This window comes from Parabacteroides hominis (genome assembly GCF_014287585.1).
Classification (GTDB): domain Bacteria; phylum Bacteroidota; class Bacteroidia; order Bacteroidales; family Tannerellaceae; genus Parabacteroides; species Parabacteroides hominis.
This window is the reverse complement of record NZ_JACOOJ010000002.1, coordinates 197,361-216,812: the sequence shown is the minus strand read 5'-3', so window position 1 is coordinate 216,812 and position 19,452 is coordinate 197,361. Positions and strand designations below refer to the sequence as shown.

At 47.5% G+C, this 19,452-nt stretch carries 17 protein-coding genes; 13 read left to right on the top strand and 4 right to left on the bottom strand.

What is annotated here, in order from left to right; all coding sequences use genetic code 11:
- The first annotated feature begins 90 nt into the window (after positions 1-90).
- Positions 91-780 carry a TonB-dependent receptor plug domain-containing protein gene (locus tag H8S65_RS02330; protein WP_186928350.1) on the top strand — a complete coding sequence of 230 codons (690 nt, stop codon included), beginning with the start codon at positions 91-93 and terminating at the stop codon, positions 778-780.
- 70 nt (positions 781-850) lie between these two features.
- Entirely contained in the window at positions 851-2,251 is a 1,401-nt protein-coding gene (locus H8S65_RS02325) for a putative oxidoreductase C-terminal domain-containing protein (protein WP_186928349.1), read from the top strand.
- A gap of 58 nt (positions 2,252-2,309) precedes the next feature.
- On the opposite strand, the gene H8S65_RS02320 is transcribed toward H8S65_RS02325, so the two are convergent.
- A complete protein-coding gene (locus tag H8S65_RS02320) occupies positions 2,310-3,182 on the bottom strand; it encodes an AraC family transcriptional regulator (protein ID WP_186928348.1) in 873 nt (290 codons plus the stop codon).
- 148 nt (positions 3,183-3,330) lie between these two features.
- On the opposite strand from H8S65_RS02320, the gene H8S65_RS02315 reads away from it, so the two are divergent.
- Genes H8S65_RS02315 through H8S65_RS02290 form a run of 6 tightly spaced genes read left to right on the top strand, consistent with a single transcriptional unit; the run spans position 3,331 to position 10,327 of the window.
- The gene (locus H8S65_RS02315; RefSeq protein ID WP_186928347.1) at positions 3,331-4,704 is read left to right on the top strand and encodes a Gfo/Idh/MocA family protein; all 1,374 of its coding nucleotides are present in this window, start codon (positions 3,331-3,333) and stop codon (positions 4,702-4,704) included.
- Between the two features lie 5 nt (positions 4,705-4,709).
- Positions 4,710-5,945: a DUF6807 domain-containing protein gene (locus H8S65_RS02310; protein ID WP_186928346.1), complete on the top strand. Its 1,236-nt coding sequence runs from the start codon at positions 4,710-4,712 to the stop codon at positions 5,943-5,945.
- A gap of 37 nt (positions 5,946-5,982) precedes the next feature.
- On the top strand, positions 5,983-6,879 hold the full coding sequence (locus tag H8S65_RS02305) for a DUF6807 domain-containing protein (protein WP_186928345.1): 897 nt from the start codon (positions 5,983-5,985) through the stop codon (positions 6,877-6,879).
- Between the two features lie 4 nt (positions 6,880-6,883).
- On the top strand, positions 6,884-7,690 hold the full coding sequence (locus tag H8S65_RS02300; RefSeq protein WP_186928344.1) for an SDR family oxidoreductase: 807 nt from the start codon (positions 6,884-6,886) through the stop codon (positions 7,688-7,690).
- A 3-nt stretch (positions 7,691-7,693) separates the two neighbouring features.
- Positions 7,694-8,917 carry a mannonate dehydratase gene (uxuA, locus tag H8S65_RS02295; protein WP_186928343.1) on the top strand — a complete coding sequence of 408 codons (1,224 nt, stop codon included), beginning with the start codon at positions 7,694-7,696 and terminating at the stop codon, positions 8,915-8,917.
- A 12-nt stretch (positions 8,918-8,929) separates the two neighbouring features.
- Entirely contained in the window at positions 8,930-10,327 is a 1,398-nt protein-coding gene (locus H8S65_RS02290) for a putative oxidoreductase C-terminal domain-containing protein (protein WP_186928342.1), read from the top strand.
- Between the two features lie 177 nt (positions 10,328-10,504).
- Here H8S65_RS02290 and H8S65_RS02285 read toward each other — a convergent pair whose 3' ends face one another.
- Positions 10,505-12,085: an Rne/Rng family ribonuclease gene (locus tag H8S65_RS02285; RefSeq protein WP_186928341.1), complete on the bottom strand. Its 1,581-nt coding sequence runs from the start codon at positions 12,083-12,085 to the stop codon at positions 10,505-10,507.
- Between the two features lie 227 nt (positions 12,086-12,312).
- Entirely contained in the window at positions 12,313-12,585 is a 273-nt protein-coding gene (locus H8S65_RS02280; RefSeq protein WP_005636204.1) for an HU family DNA-binding protein, read from the bottom strand.
- 193 nt (positions 12,586-12,778) lie between these two features.
- Here H8S65_RS02280 and mutY point away from each other — a divergent pair, with 193 nt between their 5' ends.
- The 5 genes from mutY to H8S65_RS02255 are packed head-to-tail and all read left to right on the top strand — an operon-like array spanning position 12,779 to position 16,959.
- The gene (gene mutY / locus H8S65_RS02275) at positions 12,779-13,864 is read left to right on the top strand and encodes an A/G-specific adenine glycosylase (RefSeq protein WP_186928340.1); all 1,086 of its coding nucleotides are present in this window, start codon (positions 12,779-12,781) and stop codon (positions 13,862-13,864) included.
- Between the two features lie 42 nt (positions 13,865-13,906).
- Positions 13,907-14,398, top strand: a complete 492-nt coding sequence (gene ssb / locus H8S65_RS02270; RefSeq protein ID WP_186928339.1) for a single-stranded DNA-binding protein — start codon at positions 13,907-13,909, stop codon at positions 14,396-14,398.
- Positions 14,399-14,423: 25 nt separating this feature from the next.
- On the top strand, positions 14,424-15,764 hold the full coding sequence (gene gldE, locus H8S65_RS02265) for a gliding motility-associated protein GldE (RefSeq protein WP_186928338.1): 1,341 nt from the start codon (positions 14,424-14,426) through the stop codon (positions 15,762-15,764).
- Entirely contained in the window at positions 15,764-16,339 is a 576-nt protein-coding gene (gldD, locus tag H8S65_RS02260; protein ID WP_186928364.1) for a gliding motility lipoprotein GldD, read from the top strand. Before gldE ends, gldD begins: the two co-directional genes overlap by 1 nt.
- Positions 16,339-16,959, top strand: coding sequence for a 4'-phosphopantetheinyl transferase family protein (locus tag H8S65_RS02255; RefSeq protein WP_186928337.1), 621 nt, complete (start codon positions 16,339-16,341; stop codon positions 16,957-16,959). The genes gldD and H8S65_RS02255 overlap by 1 nt, the downstream gene beginning before the upstream one ends.
- Positions 16,960-17,745: 786 nt before the next feature.
- On the opposite strand, the gene H8S65_RS02250 is transcribed toward H8S65_RS02255, so the two are convergent.
- Positions 17,746-19,308 carry an ATP-binding protein gene (locus H8S65_RS02250; RefSeq protein ID WP_186928363.1) on the bottom strand — a complete coding sequence of 521 codons (1,563 nt, stop codon included), beginning with the start codon at positions 19,306-19,308 and terminating at the stop codon, positions 17,746-17,748.
- Between the last annotated feature and the right edge of the window lie 144 nt (positions 19,309-19,452).

The window sequence follows — 19,452 nt, the reverse complement described above, 5'->3', positions numbered from 1 at the left end:
GAAGGTGTTATCGCTCGGTGATAGCTGCCATTATCATTCGGTAATAACCGGCATTGGAAAAATATAGCATGATTTTAAAATGAATATACAATGAAAAAGTCCCTTTTTTTAATATTGTCTTTTATTTTCGCAAGTTTAAATTGCTTGGATTTGTGTGCACAAAAGAAGGAAATTATAGGATCAGTTGTCGACCAGGAAGGAAAACCGGTGAAAGGTGTCCGTATCGGCGTTGTTAATACAAAGATATTGGAGAAAACGGATAAGAAAGGAGAATTTTGCTTGAAGAATGTTTTTCCGTCAGATAGCGTAGTGGTATATTTGAAAGGTAACCGAGGCGCTCGTTTTTTGCTGGGAGAGGTGGCGCGACTCCAACTGATGGTGAAAAGAGATGTGTTAATGATCGGTAACGGCGAAGGCACAACCGGTTCTGTATCTATTGAAACATTAGTTCTTAAAAGGTACGGCAGCGGATCCGTTATAACCGCCCAGATGATAGAGCGCAATGGTTATCTTACTATAAAAGAAGCGATTAAAGCTTGTATACCCGGAGTTAGTTTTGACTATTCGGACGGTGGGGAGAAGATTGTCATCAGAGGGTCGAAGAGCCTGAATCTTTCAACGGAGCCACTGGTCATCCTGGATGGAGTAGAGACATCGTTCAACGCAGCCGATCAAGGATGTCATGTGAATGACGTCGAATTCATAGAGGTGATAAAAGATGGTTTAGGATATGGCGCAAAAGGAGCAAACGGGGTAATTGTAATTAAGACCAAAAAATAAAAATGTTTTATTATCTTTGCCCGGAATATGATCCAATGTAAATGCTTATCAATAATTTAATTATAATAGTATGAAAAACTATCTTCTATTTTCTATGGCGGCGTTGTTAGCCGGGACTTCTTGTAATACAAAGCCGGAAAAGGCTGCTGAAGGCTTTACCGGCGCGCCGGGGGAAGTCAAGCTGATTACACTCGATCCAGGGCATTTCCATGCTGCGTTAGTGCAAAAAGTGTCTTATCCGCAAGTTTCCAAAGATGTTTATGTGTACGCACCCACCGGTTTTGACGTGGATGAGCACCTGAAGCGTATTGAAGGTTTTAACACGCGTGCGGAGAATCCGACGGCTTGGAATGAAATTGTTTATACGGGCGATGACTATCTGGAAAAGATGTTGACCGAGAAGAAGGGAAACGTGATGATCCAGGCCGGAAACAACGGTAAGAAGACCGAATACATTAAGAAAACGCTTGAAGCCGGCATTAATGTGCTTTCCGACAAGCCGATGGCGATCAACAGCCAGAACTTCAAGCTGCTGGAAGAATGTTTCGATATCGCTAAACAGAAAAACATCATGCTGTATGACATCATGACCGAAAGAAACGAGATTACCACCATGTTGCAGCGCGAACTTTCGACGATCCCGGCCATATATGGCGAACAACTTCCGGGTACTCCCGAAGAACCGGCTATCGTCAAGGAGAGCGTACACCATCTGTTCAAGTTGGTCGACAATAAGCCGCTGACTCGTCCGGTATGGTATTTTGACGTGACCCAGCAGGGCGAAGGCATAGTCGATGTGACGACTCACTTAGTCGACCTCGTGCAATGGGAAGCCTTCCCCGGCCAGATTATCGACTATAAGAAGGATATCGAACTGATAGATGCCAACCGTTGGACAACCTCTATCAGCCCGGAAGAGTTCAAACAGGTGACAGGAACAGAGGCTTATCCTGACTTCCTGAAGAAAGACGTGGAAAACGATACGTTGAAAGTATATTGCAATGGTGACATCATTTATAAGATCAAAGGTGTGACGGCTAAAGTATCCGTTATCTGGAACTACACCTTCCCGAAAGGGGGCGGCGATACCCACTTCTCCGTCATGAAGGGCAGCAAAGCCGACCTGGTGATCCGTCAGGGCAAGGAGCAGAATTACAAGCCTGAATTGTTTGTCGAAGCAGTGAAAGGCGTGGATCTGGCCGCTTACGAAAAGGACCTGACCGCTTCGATGGAAAAGGTATCGGCTGAATATCCCGGTGTTGCGTTGAATAAGATCCGTAACGGTGTATGGCAGGTCGAAATTCCGGCTAAATACAGCGTAGGTCATGAAGCCCACTTCGGCCAGGTAACGGAACATTTCCTGGAATACCTGAAGGATGGCAAATTGCCAGATTGGGAAGTACCTAATATGTTGGCTAAGTATTACACGACAACTTCGGCTTTGGATATGGCGAAAGCGAAGACAAAATAAGAAAAGCTTTCTTTTAGATTGAATCCTGCATCAAACCTGTAAAGGTATGGTGCAGGATTTATTTTAAGAACTGTTTCCTGTATTCGGTAGGGGTAAGGCCGGTGTTACGTTTGAATATGCGGTTGAAGTGGGCTATCGTGTTGAAACCGCATTCGATACTGATCTGGATCACATCCATCGTGTTTTCGACCAGTAGCTTGCAAGCATAGCCGATGCGGAGGTCCAGCATATATTCCGTAAATGTTTTTCCCGATCTCTCTTTAAAATAGCGGCAGAAAGAAGAGGTATTCATGGCAACCAGGGAAGAAATCTCATTCAGGTCTATATCTTCCCTGAAATGGCCGGAAAGGTAGGTCAGTATCTTTTCCATTCGTTGGTCCATTGTCAGCGATATGGACTGGCAGAAGTGTACGCTTCCCAGGTAACGTTTCTCTTTGAAGTTGGCCATAAGATCCAACAGATGTAATAGATTGATGATTCTCATCGTCCCTTTGCTGTCCGGGAGTTGTTCTATGCAGGTGATGATCTCCTGATTGGCAGGATAGGGAAAATGGATTCCCCGTCCGGATTCGTCGAGCAGCTTTTTGATATGGGTCAGGTCGGCGTAGTTGTTGATGGCATGCGACATGAACTCCTCCTCAAACTGGATAATCGTTCCTTTCACCCGCTTCGACGGATCTCCGGTCTCGTATTCGGTCGCGCTTTTCATATAATGGGGTACGCTGTGCCCGACGAGGGTCAGGTCATACGGTTGAAAGATTTCCATGCTGTCGGCCACAAACCGTTCTCCGGAGCTCTCCTTTACATATATGATTTCAAATTCATTGTGAACATGCCAGGGGAATGTGAACTTATCATAGTCGTAATGTCTGGCTATTATCGGAGTGCCGGCATATATTGTCAACTGTTCATGCATTAATTTGTTTCCCATATCTTGTGTTTTTCTTAATTTAAGGACAAATATAGTTTTTTCCTTAACCCTATTTCCCAAGATAGTGCAATTATCTGCAAAAAAAAGATATATCTGTCGGGTTCAATCTCTATATCTTTGTCAAAAGAAAAATCTAAATTTTATTATCATGAGTACAACACGAAGAGAATTTCTGAAAAGATCGATTACGGCCGGTGTAGGTATGTTCATCGCACCGACTATTGTCCCGGCTTCAGTCTTTGGCCCCAATGCTCCATCCAACCGCATCAATATCGGAGCGATCGGGACCGGACGTATTTCACGAGACCATGATATGCCCGGAGTCTGGAAATATGACGATGTACGGATTATTGCGGCTGCCGATGTCGATGTCAACCGGGTGGTCGATGCGAAAAAGCTGGTGGAAGGATATTATTCGAAGAAATTGGGTAAACCTTATACAGGTGTGACCACCTATGGGGATTACCGGGAACTGCTGGCGAATAAAGATATCGATGCCGTCCTGGTCAGTACGCCGGATCATTGGCATGCGAAGATTGCGATTGATGCGGTCCGGGCCGGAAAGGATGTTTATTTGCAGAAGCCGACCTCACTGACGATAGAGGAAGGGCGAAAGATGAGCGATGCCGTGAATGCAAGCGGCAGGATTTTACAGATTGGCAGCCAGCAACGCTCGATGGAACAGTTCCGTTATGCCTGTGAACTGGTGAGAAACGGACGTATCGGACAACTGAAAGACATCGAGGTGCGCCTGCCGGGTGACCCGGCGGGAGGTAATCCGGAGGAAATGCCTGTTCCGAAAGGATTTAATTATGATATGTGGTTGGGACAAACACCATACGTGTCTTATACGGTTGACCGTGTGCATCCCCAGCAGGGGTACGGTCGTCCGGGCTGGCTGCGTTGCGAACAGTTTGGAGCCGGTATGATCACCGGATGGGGAGCTCATCATTTTGATATTGCACATTGGGCGATGGATAAGGAATATTCCGGCCCGGTTGAAATATCCGGTCGTGCGACATTTGCTTCGGGTGGTTTATGGAACGTTCACGGAGATGATTTCGAGACGGAAATGTTGTATGATAACGGTGTGGTTGTCCGAGGCACTACCAATACGAAGGAAAAACCAAACGGGGTCTTGTTTACAGGAACCGAAGGGTGGATTTTTGTGAGCCGTGGTGCTTATTCCGCTTCAGCCAACGATCCTGCTACAGCCGGCGCGTCGAAGGCGTTGCAGGCTTCGGATCCTAAGATACTGACGTCGGTAATCGGAGAAGATGAGGTGCATTTGTATAAAAGCACGGACCATCACGGCAATTGGCTGGAAAGTGTACGCACGAGAAAGCAGAACATCACGCCTGCCGAGGTTGCGCATCGGTCATGTTCGGCTTGTCTGTTGCAGCATATAGCTATGAAGCTGAACCGTAAACTTTATTGGGATCCTGTTCTGGAGCGTTTCAAAAATGATGACGAGGCCAATTCGATGATAGCCCGCCCGCACCGTCCTCCTTATAATTTTTGATTGCCATGAGACAACTAATTTCAATTATTCTGTGTAGCCTGCTTTCAGTCTCCATGTGGGCGGCGGGAACTGTCCGGATCGTAGTGGAAGCGGGGCGTTTCGATCGTCAGGATTGCATCGTCTCGACAGAAATATCCAAGTTGAAAATAAAAAAAGATACCCGGATTGCCTTGTTCGAGCAGATAGGGAAGGAGCAGAAACCTGTAAAATGTCAGTTGATTCAGGAAAAGGGAGGAATCCCGGTTTTATATTGGGTGTTGGACGGAGTTACATCGGCAGGCACTACCCGCGAGTTCGTCGCCCGATTGGTTAGAACGGATGCCGGTGAAGAAACCATGCGGGTGGAGGATACCGGCAAAGGGTTGATTCTGAAACAGAATGGCCGGAACGTCCTACAATATAACTATGCGTTTGTTTCTCCTCCGGCAGGGATTGATCCGGCCTACGGGCGGAGCGGTTTCATTCATCCGGCCTATTCTCCTTCTGGCAATGTGTTGACTACCATCCAGCCAAAGGACCATTATCATCATTATGGCATCTGGAATCCGTGGACGCGCATCGAGTACGATGGCAAGATGTATGATCTTTGGAATCTGGGTGACAAGCAGGGAACGGTCCGTGCACGGAAGATAGACCAGGTATTTCAAGGAAGCATCTGTGCCGGATATACGGCTCGCCTCGACCATTGCATCTTTGGAGCGCAGGGCGAGAAGGTGATAATGGATGAGTCCTGGGATGTGAAAGCCTGGAACATACCGGGTGGTTTTTTATGGGACTTTGAATCTGGGCTGCATCCGTCGACGGATTTACCGGTGTTGATAAAAGCCTATCGATATGCAGGTTTCGGCTGGCGTGCAACGGAAGAGTGGACGAAAGAGAATTGCGAGATGTTTACGTCCGAAGGAAAAACGCGTCAGCAAATAGACGGGACGACAGCCCGTTGGATTTATGTTACCGGGCAGTGTGGAAGCCAGGGACGTTCGGGGATGTTGTTTCTGGGGCATCCGGAAAATTACAATGCGCCCGAACCTCTTCGTATCTGGGATGAAAAGGCAAATGGCGGACGGGGAGACGCTTTTGTCAATTTCGCTCCGACAAAGAATAAGGATTGGGAGTTGATGCCTGGAAAGTTGTATAAGCAACGTTACCGTATTTTCTCTTATGATGGCGAGATGGATCGTGAAAAGGCGGACCGCCTTTGGAATGATTTTGCCTATCCCCCGAAAGTAACGGTTCAATAGAAATCACATAAAGGTAAAACGAAAGTATAGAACACGTATGAAAAAAATATTATTAAGTATCGCTGCTGTTTTCCTGACCGGCAGCATGATGGCTCAGAAGCAGGAAGTTTCCGCAACAAAGATCGGAAATCGTATTGATGTCGTGATCGGCAAACAGTTTTTTACCAGTTACCGTTTCCAGCCGGATGAGAAATATCCGTTCTTTTTCCCGGTCAACGGTCCTGTATCGGGAGCAACGACGACTTCGATGCGCAATGGGGAATATCCTCACCACAGTTCCTTGTTTTTCGGTTGCGACCGGGTGAATGGCGGCAACTATTGGCAGGAGGGACTCGAACGCGGCCAGATCGTGTCGATCGGCGCCCGTATTGTCGAGGCGAAAGGTGAGCGGGTGGTGATCGAAGACGAGTGTATCTGGAAACGTCCGGATGCGCAGGCTCCTGTCATCGACCGGCGTAAGATCACGATCTCTTCCCCGTCCGAAGATTTGTATCAGTTGGATTTTGATATAGAAATGGAAATGCTGATGGATGTCACGATCCAGAAAACCAACCATTCTTTGTTTAGTGCTCGTATCGATCCGGACCTGACAGTCAGGCAGGGGGGAGCCATGATTAATTCGGAAGGTAAAGAAGGGGAAAAAGGAACGTTTGGGGTCGGTTCGTCTTGGATCGATTGCTACGGCAAAAGAAAAACCGGAACGGAAGGGATTGCAATCATGCAGCATCCTTCCAATAAATGGTATCCGTCACCTTGGTTCACGCGTGATTATGGCTTTATATCACCGACCCCCATGTACTGGCCGGAGAACGGAAAAACGACAGAGTTGAAAAAGGGAGAAAAGATCAATTTAAGATATCGGGTATTGGTTCATGCCGGGAATTCCGGAGAGGCCGATATTGCCCGTTTATTTGAACAATATAAAAAAGAATAGACCGATGGAACTGAATTTGAAAGGTAAAGTCGCCGTTGTAACCGGTGGCGGTGGTGTTCTGGGAGGCAGTATTTCCCGTAGCCTGGTGGAGAACGGTGTCAAAGTGGCGATCCTGGATATACGTCAGGAACAGCTTGACAACCGGGTGAAGGAGTTAAAGCCGTTGGGAGAAGTGATGGGTATCCAGTGCAATGTACTGGATATGCAAAGCCTTGAGGCGGCGCGGGAAAAATTGCTTGCCGGATGGGGGAGTGTCGACATTCTGGTAAATGCAGCAGGCGGTAATCTGCCAGGCGCTACCCTGCGGGAAGATCAGACCGTGTTCGATATGAAGGTCGAAGATTTCAACCGGGTAACGGATCTGAATATGAACGGGACGGTTTATCCTTGTCTTGTATTCGGAAAAGCCATGGCAGAAAAGGGGGCAGGGAGCATTATCAATGTCTCGTCGATGGCGACCTATTCGGCTATAACGCGCGTGCCGGGCTATTCCGTTGCCAAAAGCGGAGTGAGTATCTTTACCCAATGGCTGGCTATGGAGATGGCTTTGAAGTTCAGTGAGAAAATCCGTGTGAATGCTTTGGCTCCGGGATTCTTTATCGGCGACCAGAATCGTACGGTACTGATCAATCCAGATGGATCTTATACGGAACGGAGCAGGAAGGTGCTGGCACGTACGCCGATGAAACGTTTTGGGGATATCAGGGAGTTGAACGGGCTGGTTCATTTTCTCTGTTCGGAGCATGCCAGTTTCATTACAGGAGCAATTATTCCGGTGGATGGCGGTTTTAGTTCATTTAGCGGAGTCTGAGATATGGCGTTGGAGAAGACATGGAGGTGGTTCGGCAGGAAAGATTCTGTCGGACTTGCCGATTTAAAGCAGATGGGGGTGGAAGGAGTCGTTACGTCCCTCCATCATATTCCTTCGGGCGAAGTTTGGCCGGTCGGGGAGATACAGGCTGTCAAGCGGGAAATAGAAAGTTATGGCATGAGATGGAGTGTAGTGGAAAGTCTTCCTGTTTCGGAAGGAATCAAGATTTGTTCTGCCGACCGTTTCCGCCTGATCGAAAACTACCGGCAGTCCTTACGAAATCTGGGAGCCTGTGGCATAGATACCGTATGCTATAATTTTATGCCTGTGCTGGATTGGGCGCGAACGGATTTGCATTATCGAAACAGGGACGGGGCCGAATCGATGCTGTTCGATTATCCGACTTTTGCCGCTTTCGACATTTATGTCTTGAAGCGGGAGGGTGCGCGTGAATGTTATCCTCTGGATATTCAGGAAAAGGCTGCTGAGATAGTTGCCGAACTATCCCCGAAACAGCAGGAAGAGTTAGCTCATAATATTATTATTGTGACGCAGGCGTTTATTCATGGTGTAGTGGGAGATGGAGGAGATTATAAGAAACAGTTCCTCGATTATCTGAAAACCTATAATCGGATAGGAAAAGAACAGTTGCGCCGTAATCTCGTTCTGTTTCTGGACGATGTGATTCCGGTCGCGGAAGAAGCCGGGGTGAACCTTTGCATTCATCCGGACGATCCCCCTTTCCCTTTACTCGGATTGCCGAGGATCGCCGGAACGGTCGAAGATCTCCGGTGGATATTCAGCCAATGCGAATCTATTGCAAACGGCCTTACTTTTTGCACCGGTTCTTTATCGGCACGTCCTGATAATGACCTGGTTTTAATGGCGAAAGAGTTTGCTTCCCGCATTCATTTCGTGCATTTGCGGAATACGGCATTTTTACCGGATCATGGCTTTTATGAATCCGGGCATTTGGGAGGAAGTGTCGATATGTTTGCTGTTGTGAAGGTTTTGTTGGAAGAACAAATCAGGCGGAAAAAGGCTGGACGCAAGGATATAAGGTTGCCTTTCCGGCCCGATCACGGCTTACGGATATTGGACGATTATGGCAGGAGTGCCAACCCTGGATATCCTTTGATCGGCCGTTTGAAGGGACTTGCCGAAATAGATGGTTTGCAAACAGGAATAGAACGTTTTTTGATCGAGAATCCGGATAAAATAAATTAGATGTGTGATAAGATGAAGAAGTATTTGATTTTTACGGTGGCATCACTCTTGTTGATGCTTTCCTGTTCGACAAAGAAAGAAAAGCCCGGCGGACTGGCCGGAACTCCGGGAGAGATAAAGTTGATTACGCTCGATCCCGGTCATTTCCATGCTGCCCTTGTACAAAAAAACTCTTATGAGCAAGTGGCGGACGAAGTATATGTGTATGCTCCGGAAGGAGACGACGTGCAGGAACATCTGAATAAGATCAATGGCTATAATATGCGTGCAGACTCTCCTACAAAATGGCGGGAGGTCGTTTATTCAGGACCGGACTTCCTGGAAAAGATGCTTTCCGAGAAGAAAGGAAATGTGATGGTTACGGCCGGAAACAACGGAAAGAAGACCGAGTATATCAAACAGACACTTATGGCCGGCATCCATGTTTTGGCGGATAAGCCGATGGCCATAAACAGTGATAATTTCGGTCTGCTCAAAGAATGTTTCGATATTGCCCGCCAGAAAGGTATCTTGTTGTACGATATTATGACGGAACGTCATGAGATAACAACCATTTTGCAGCGCGAACTGTCCTGCATTCCGGCTGTTTATGGCGAACAATTGCAGGGAACTCCCGAAGAACCGGCAATCGTAAAGGAAAGTGTACATCATTTCTTTAAAGTCGTTTCTGGGAATCCTCTGAAACGTCCTGCCTGGTTTTTTGACGTGACCCAGCAGGGCGAAGGCATAGTCGATGTGACGACTCACTTAGTCGACCTTGTGCAATGGGAAGCCTTCCCCGGCCAGATTATTGACTATAAGAAGGATATCGAACTGATAGATGCCAACCGTTGGACAACCTCTATCAGCCCGGAAGAGTTCAAACAGGTGACAGGAACAGAGGCTTATCCTGACTTCCTGAAGAAAGACGTGGAAAACGATACGTTGAAAGTATATTGCAATGGTGACATCATTTATAAGATCAAAGGTGTGACGGCTAAAGTATCCGTTATCTGGAACTACACCTTCCCGAAAGGGGGCGGCGATACCCACTTCTCCGTCATGAAGGGTAGCAAAGCCGACCTGGTGATCCGTCAGGGCAAGGAGCAGAATTACAAGCCTGAATTGTTTGTCGAAGCAGTGAAAGGCGTGGATCTGGCCGCTTACGAAAAGGACCTGACCGCTTCGATGGAAAAGGTATCGGCTGAATATCCCGGTGTTGCGTTGAATAAGATCCGTAACGGTGTATGGCAGGTCGAAATTCCGGCTAAATACAGCGTAGGTCATGAAGCCCACTTCGGCCAGGTAACGGAACATTTCCTGGAATACCTGAAGGACGGCAAATTACCTGATTGGGAAGTACCTAATATGTTGGCTAAGTATTACACGACAACTTCGGCTTTGGATATGGCGAAAGCGAAGACAAAATAAATGTATTATACGGTATGGAGGCAAAGCCTCTTCTTTTGTGGGCTTTAGCGCCCCTTTTATGGATTATATTTAAAGGGGGTAAAACCCACAGAAGAACCGGGAAATCGCCGGTATAAAGGGGGTGTGAATTTTATAAAAAAAAGTCCCCGGACTTTATGAGTTCCGGGGACTTTTATGTTACTTGATTTCTTTTTCTTCCATCATGTCCAGTTCGTTCTTGTCGGAGTCAATGAACTTGTACTCCAGGAAGCCCAAACTTTGATTCGGAATCACTTTAATACCCATCGAGTATTTCAGTTTCCATTTCCAACTGAGCGGGAATCTTCCGCTCTTGATAAATGCTGCAACATAAGGATGTACGTGCAGGGCGAATTTCTTCACGTTGTGTTTGTTAACCAGGCAGTCGATCTTTCCTTCCAGGTTGTCGGTAAACAGGATAGAGGGTTTGATGGTTCCCGTGCCAAAACAGGTCGGACAGGCTTCGGATGTATCGACATCCATTGCCGGACGGACGCGTTGGCGGGTGATCTGCATCAGGCCGAATTTGCTTAGCGGCAAAATATTATGCTTTGCCCGGTCGTTAACCATCGCTTTCGTCATGTGTTCGAACAGTTTCTGCCGGTTGGCAGCTTCAGCCATATCGATAAAGTCGACAACGATAATGCCACCCATATCGCGTAGGCGTAATTGACGGGCAATTTCGTCTGCTGCTGCCGTGTTCACGTCGATAGCCGTTTTTTCCTGGGCATCACTGCCTTTGGAGCGGTTCCCGCTGTTCACGTCGATAACGTGCATGGCTTCCGTGTGTTCGATAATCAAATAGGCTCCACTTTTGTATGTGACGGTGCGTCCGAATAAAGACTTGATCTGTTTTGTGATTGCAAAGTTGTCGAAGATAGGAAGTTCGCCGGTGTACCGTTGCACGATCTCTTCCCGTCCGGGGGCAATCAGGCTGACATAATCACGGATATTGTGATAGATGTCCGCATCGTTCACATAAATGTTCTGAAAAGAGGGGTTGAAAATGTCGCGCAACAAAGCCACTGCCCTTGCCGTCTCTTCGTAGATGAGCGCAGGAGCTTTTACTTTGGTGATCTTAGGAATGTTCTCTTCCCAACGTTTCAGTAATGTCTTCAATTCATGGTCGAGTTCGGCAACGCGCTTTCCTTCCGAAGAGGTGCGTACGATTACGCTGAAGTTCTTCGGCTTGATACTTTGAATAAGTTGGCGTAGACGGGCACGCTCTTCGCTCGATTTGATTTTTGTGGAGACCGACACTTTATCGGCAAACGGTATCAGCACGATGTATCTTCCGGCAAAAGAAAGCTCGGAAGTCAGTCTGGGACCTTTTGTTGATATCGGCTCTTTGGCGATCTGCACCAGCACTTCCTGTCCGACTTTGAGCACGTTGCTGATACTTCCGTCTTTTTCGATTTCGGGAAGCAACTGCATTTTGGAGATGACGGGGAGTTTCTTATCTCCCTTCTGTTCTCCCAGTGCCTGCTTGAGGAATTTCTGCTGGGTGTTAAAATTAGGACCTAAGTCCAGATAGTGAAGAAATGCATCCTTTTTATAACCTACATCAATGAAAGCAGCGTTTAAACCCGGCATCAGTTTCTTAACTTTGCCCAGATATATATCGCCGACAGCAAAAGAGACGTTGCGGGCTTCCTTTTGGAGCTCGACAAGGTTCTTATCCTCCAGTACGGCTATAGATACCTCTTTGGGTTGTACATCAACTACTAATTCACTAATCACTATAAAAAGAGGTGTTAAAATATGGGACCTTATCAAATACGCAAAGAACAAACTTAAAAGGTCTCTTATTAAGTTTGTTCTTCAGAGTTGCTCAAATAGACTTATTTTTTCTTATGTCTATTCTTCTTTAGTCTCTTTTTGCGCTTGTGCGTAGACATCTTATGTCTTTTTCTTTTCTTTCCGCTGGGCATTGTTTTAAAATTTTAAATTAAACTATAATAACTAAATTACTTTACTTCGTTCAGGAAAGTCTTAGCCGGCTTGAATGACGGAATGTTATGTTCCGGGATGATGATCGTAGTATTCTTTGAAATATTACGAGCTGTCTTCTGGGCTCTCTTTTTAATCACGAAACTTCCAAAACCTCTCAGGTATACGTTTTCACCCTGAGACAATGAACTTTTTACGATATCCATAAAAGATTCTACGCTGTTCAACACTGTCTGTTTGTCAATGCCAGTGCTTTTTGAAATTTCGCTAACAATATCTGCTTTAGTCATGTCTATAAATTAATTAAATAATTGATTTGGACCTATTAATTTTTTGGAATGCAAATATATAGCTTTTTATTTAAGTGGAAAAAGAATTGCCAGCCAAATTTTAAGAAAAAAGTTTCCTTGCAATTCGTTAGAACTGTGTATGTTTGCAGTAATCAATTAGTTGCAAGTCTTGAGAAGGCTAAAAAAGAACTGTATGTCGCAGATAGAAAACGAATTAGAAACCAGCCGCTTGTTGCGTGACTGGTATCGGGTGCATAAAAGGGAGTTGCCCTGGCGGGAATCTTCCGATCCCTATATAATCTGGATATCCGAGATTATCCTTCAACAAACGCGGGTGGCGCAAGGAATGGATTATTTCCTCCGTTTTACCGAACGGTTTCCGGATGTGGCATCGCTGGCTTCGGCAGAGGAAGACGAGGTGTTGAAATACTGGCAGGGTCTCGGCTATTACAGCCGCGCCCGTAACCTGCATGCCGCGGCAAAAGATATTATGGAGCGTTTCGGCGGGGTATTTCCCAACCGCTATAAGGATGTGATCTCTTTGAAAGGGATAGGGGAGTATACGGCGGCGGCCATCGTTTCCTTTGTATGGAACCAGCCGTATCCGGTTGTGGACGGGAATGTCTTCCGGGTGCTTTCGCGCCTGTTTGCGATAGACACTCCGATCGATACGCCCAGAGGGAAAAAAACCTTTACGGAACTGGCCGGGCTGGTGATGGACCCGCAGCACGCAGGGTTGCATAACCAGGCTATAATGGAATTGGGCGCCTTGCAATGTGTGCCGCAAAATCCGGATTGTGAAGCCTGTCCGCTGAAAGGAGGCTGTGCGGCTTATGGGGCGGGCTATGTGCAAGCCTATCCGGTGAAACAGAATAAGACCAGGACGCGCGACCGCTTCTTTCATTATTTATACATTATATATAAAGGGAAAACCTGGTTGTCCCGCCGGAAAGGGAAAGATATTTGGGAAGGGCTTTACGAGTTTCCGCTTATCGAAACGGACAGGGCTATGGATTTTGCGGAGTTGCAGACGACGGATGCCTTTCGCCGGTTGTTCGAAGGGGCGGGCCGGATGGATGTTTCGGCGGATTTGCAGGGCGTGAAACATGTCCTGTCCCATCAGATCCTGTATGCAGCTTTCTACCGGATAGAGATAGAGCGGGAGAGCGACGCCCTGAAAGCTTTCCTCCCTGTGGCGACGGGAGATGTGGAGAAATATGCGGTTCCACGCCTGATACATATTTATTTGGAGAAATTAGAAGGAAACTTGTCAGAATGATTGAATTTATGTTTCTTTGTAGACTAATAAAAGAATAGAGCTATGTCATTGAATAAAGTTATATTGATCGGTAACGTCGGACGTGATCCGGAAGTACGTTACTTCGATAGTGGCGCTGCTGTCGCCAACTTCCCGCTTGCTACTTCAGAGAGAGGTTATACGTTAGCCAATGGTACGGTTGTCCCGGAACGTACGGAATGGCACAATGTGGTCGTTCGCCGTGATCTGGTCTCCTTTGTGGAAAAATGGGTGAAGAAAGGGTCCGGACTCTATGTGGAAGGCAAGATACGCACGCGTAGCTATGACGACCAGTCAGGCGTGAAACGATATGTGACGGAAATCCATGCCGACCGTGTCGAGTTTTACAGTACAGGTTCGGGCAATCGTGATAATACAGCCGGAACAGGTATGGCAGGAGGTCAGTCACAGCCGGCTGGCGGATATCAGCAACCGGCCACCGGTTTCCAGCAACCCGCATCCGGACAACCGGACACATCTTTAGATTCCAACAGTGCGGACGATCTTCCGTTCTGATATTGTTTAACAAATACTGTTCCCCTTGGACTCAGACTATTATTTATCGGGCTTATTCGATCAGGTTACTATACAGGCGCTCACAGCAGGCTCTGTAATAGCGTTAAGCCTTGCAATTCTTCTGCTGTTAGTTTCTGGCTTCGTGTCGGCTTCCGAAGTGGCCTTTTTCTCGTTAACCCCGGGTGATATCAACGACATCCGGGAAGAGAATGCGCCTTCCGACCCCTTAATCCAGCGTTTGCTGGACCGTTCAGAGTACCTGCTCGCCGCTATCCTGATAGCCAACAACTTTGTGAATGTGGCTGTCGTTATGCTTTGTACCTACGGTATCAACGCGATCGTCAATTTCTCCTCCGCCCCGATGTTGGGCTTTATCCTGGAGACGATCGTCCTGACTTTCCTCCTTTTGTTGTTCGGCGAGATCATGCCTAAGATTTACGCACAGAAAAACTCACTGCGGTTCGTGCGCAGTTCGGCTCCCGTACTGAATGTCGTGGAGCGTATCTGCCGACCGCTTTCGAAGATATTGGTCACGTCGACCAGCGTCATCAACAAGGCGTTGGTCAAGAAGAAGTACGATCTTTCGGTCGACGAACTCTCCAAAGCATTGGAACTCACATCCACCGAAATGCCGGAAGAGAAGGAAATGCTTTCGGAGATCATCAAGTTCTACAACAAGACCGCCGACGAGATCATGACGCCTCGTCTGGATATGGAAGATATCGACATTAAGACGAGTTTCCGCACCGTGGTCGATTTCATCATCCAATCCGGCTATTCCCGTATTCCGGTCTATGCCGATTCGGAGGATAATATCAAGGGGATCTTGTATATCAAAGACCTTTTGCCGTATGTGGAGAAGCCCGACACGTTCCGTTGGCAGAGCTTGATCCGTCCGGCCTACTTTGTGCCTGAGACGAAGAAGATCGACGATCTCCTGGAAGAGTTCCGCACCAGCAAGATCCACATGGCGATTGTGGTGGACGAGTTCGGCGGCACTTCCGGTATCGTGACGATGGAGGATATCCTGGAAGAGATTGTCGGCGAGATTTCCGATGAATACGACGAAGATGAAAAGCTGTTCATCCGCTTGGCGGACGGTAGCCTTATTTTTGAAGCTAAGATATTGTTGACCGACTTCTTCCGTGTGATCGGAGCCGATCCTGCCGGGTTCGGCAAACTGACGGAGGAAGTTGAAACCCTTGCCGGCCTTCTCTTGGAGATCAAAGGGGACTTCCCGCGCCGCCGCGAGATCATCGAGCATGACGACTATCGTTTTCAGGTCCTGGAGATCGATAACCGCCGTATCCTGAAAGTCAAGTTCAACCGCATTTCAGACCAGGAAAAGGATAAGCAAGGGGAATGATGCGTATATCAGCCGGTATAGTATGGATTTTGTTGTTGGTTCTGGGTGTTTCCTGTACGGAATATACGCCGAAGCCACGCGGCTATTTCCGTATCGAGCCGCCAGCCCCTTCCTATCAGATGCTTCCGGTGGAGGATTTGCCTTATACTTTCCGGCTTTCCAAATGGGCGGAGGTGGAACTGCCTCCGGTCGGGAATCCGGCGGGATGGATCAACCTCTCTTATCCGCAGTTGAATGTGAAGCTCTATTGCAGCTACTTCCCTGTCACTCCGGCCACGCTGGGCAGGGCGGAGGAGGAATGCCGCGCGTTGGTTGTCCGGCAGGCGAAATATCCGGACCGGATCAGGGAACAAGCGTACACGAATCCGGAGGCTTCGGTGTACGGATCGCTTTTCATGCTGGACGGCGAATCCGCTTCGCCGCTGCAGTTTATGCTGACCGACAGCGTCTCACGCTTTTTCCGAGGTGCTTTGTATTACGACTGTATTCCGAATGCCGATTCGCTGGCTCCCGTCACCGACTATCTGAAACAGGATGTCATTGAATTGATCCAATCTTTTAACTGGAAGAAATAATGCCTCTTTTCCTTCAACATATCGCTCCGCTTTGGGGAGTCTGGAAGATCGAAGAATCCTCTGAGACTCTCTTTGCCCTTCTGAAGAATGCCGAAGAATACCTTCCAGAGCTCGACGGCATCCGCACGGAACACCGCCGCCAGGAATGGCTTGCCAGCCGCGTGCTTCTGCAGGAGCTTTTGGGTAGCCCCCTTCGCATCGCCTATCATCTGAATGGTGCGCCTTATCTGCCGGATTCGCCTTTACGCATCAGTATTTCGCATACGAAAGGGTATGCTGCCGTCCTGCTGCAGAACCATCCTGCTGCCGGCATCGACATCGAATATCATTCCGAACGGGTACTAAAGATTCGCAGCCGCTTTATGGCTCCGGAAGAGGAAGCCGGCATCGACAAGGAGCACGAAACGGAACATCTGCTACTTCATTGGTGTGCAAAAGAAACGCTGTTCAAGATGATCGGACAGGAAGAGGTCGATTTCCGGAAACATCTGCATGTCCGTCCGTTCCGGTATGCGGAAGAAGGAAGTTGTACCGCCCATGAAACCCGCACGGAGCAAGGCTCGGTTTATCGGTTGAACTACCTCGTTACCCCCGCTTTCGTATTGACTTGGAGTGTATGAGTTTTTAGTTCGATTATTGGCAGATTTGAAACATAAATCATCATTTACAGGTTCAAATCTTCTTAGATTATCCTCTAAATACCCCTTGGTTGTTTTATTTAATTAGGGTTCACACTGTCCGGGAAACTCTATAGATCAGCATGTTGCTGTGAACCCTGTGAATGCAAGATAAAAAGAGGCGGGATCGACCGATAGGATTGGCTGATCGTAAACAGGTTTCACAGCCTTCACAGCCTTCACAACAAATCGCTGTCCATTAGTCTTTTACCGCCGTGAACCCTGTTTTCAGTTTTGTCATATAAGGGCTTGGATTGGTTCCTGTCCCATAAAATATAGCTTATAGGCTAAAAAATACAGCCTTTAGCCTGTCCGTGAAAAGCCTATAGGGTAGCAGGAAAAAGGTAGGCATCCATTCGGCAGCCGATGCCTGTCTTTTCGGGAAGCGACAGGCATCTATAGGAACAACTTCATATACGAGGTTTGAGTCTGATAGACGCAGATTAAAATAAATAAACAGGATTTCTTGACGCGGATTGCGCGAATAACGCAGATTAAACACCTGATACATATTTTCTTATCCGCGTTATTCGAGTCATCCGCGTCAAAATTATATTTGCGTCTATCAGACTCATCTTTTGGCAGATTTGAACCAATTTTAGGCACGGATTACGGATTTCACGTAAATATGTTTTGAAAAAACTTCTTGCCGTGTAATCCGTGAAATCCGTGCCTAAAATATAGGATCAGTTTTTCTAAATTATTATCTATTAATGTACCGGATTTGGATTAATACCGGATTTCCCATTCCCCGATATTTCGTTCTTCAGCATCGAAGGAGACACCGACTTTCACTAATTGCCGTCCGTCGGCCGTGTAGGGGATCAGGTATCCTTTATGCTCGATTTGTTCCAATGCTTCTGACGCGGAGCCGTCGAGCTTGAACTCGAATACATAGATGTAGTCTTTTGTTTTGACTACAGCATCGGCCCGTCCGCGGGCACTGCGTACTTCGGCATCGCAGAACTGTCCCATCAGCTTGAACACGAGATAGAATACGACCTGGTAATGCCGTTCGGTGCGGGCATTCAGTTCGTAAGGAAAGTCGGCGAAGAAGGCACGCAGGCGGGTGAGGAAAGCATCTACGTTGCCGGCACGAAGCTCCTGCACGAACTTGCCGATATAGAAACCCTTGTCGTCGTCCGTTATGGAAGTATAGAAAGGCGCGATGAAACTGAGGAAGCCGTAGCGTACCTCCTCGTTGGGAAACTCTAACTTGTAGAGTTGAAATTCACGGTCGTACTCCTTTATCGTGAGGTAGCCGCTCTGGTAAATAAGCGGTATGGGGTTGTTGGCATCTGCACGATATTCTGTGAAGGCCGATGCCTGTGTTTCCAGTCCGTCGATCACTTTACGCAGGTCGTATTCGCTCTTTTTGAGCAGTTCGACGAGGAAGGTGGGCGTGCCTGTCTGGAACCAGAAGTAGTCGAGCCTCCGGCTATTGAATGCATTCAGGACGCTAAACGGATTGAATATCCCGACCGATTGCTCATTAAAATGATAACCATCATATTTCCTTTTCATCAGTTCTACGATCTCTTTTTCCGTCAGATGGTTTTCTTTAGCGATGCGTTCCAGCTCCGGATGAAAGTTAGCGGCCAGTTCTTCACCTGTAATTCCGCAAGCTGTTATATAGTCAGGATGCATACTTATATCCATCAACTGGTTGAGGTCGCTGAACACGCTCACTTGTGCAAATTTCGTCACGCCGGTAAGGAACACGAATTTCAGGAACGGGTCGGCGCTTTTCAGTACGCCGTAGAACGCTTTCAGTGTCGATCGGTATGCGTCGAGCAATTCCTCCTTGCCGAGAGCCTGTAAGAGCGGCTTGTCATATTCGTCGATCAGGACGACGACCTGGCGGCCTGTCTGCTGGTTGGCTTGGCGGATGATGTTGGCGAAACGTCCGGAAAGAGTTGCCTCTCCTTCCCTTTTTCCGTAAGTATCTTCCCAACGGTTAAGATGAAGCTCCAGCATCTTGTTCAGCGCTTCGGGCGAATCGTATTTCTCCGCATTCAGATCGAGATGCAGCACCGGATAAGTCACCCAGTCCTGTTCGAGCTTCTCGATAGCCAGCCCTTTGAAGAGATCCTTTTTGCCGAGGAAGTAGGCTTCGAGGGTAGAGATAAGCAAGCTCTTCCCAAAGCGGCGCGGGCGGCTCAGGAAGTAGGGTTTTCCCATCGTGGCGAGGCGGTAGACAATCTCCGTTTTGTCTACATACACATAATTATCCCTCCGTATATCTTCAAAACTCTGTATGCCGATAGGCATCTTTCTGATCGCTGTGTCCATAAGCAGGTTGCCGGTACGTTTATGTACCGGCTTTACAAAGATAGCATTCATTTGATTATTGACAAATATGAATCCTTTGTTTCTATTTTATGGCTGTAAATCGTATCTTGTGACAATTTCAGTATTTGGATTCTTTATATGCTT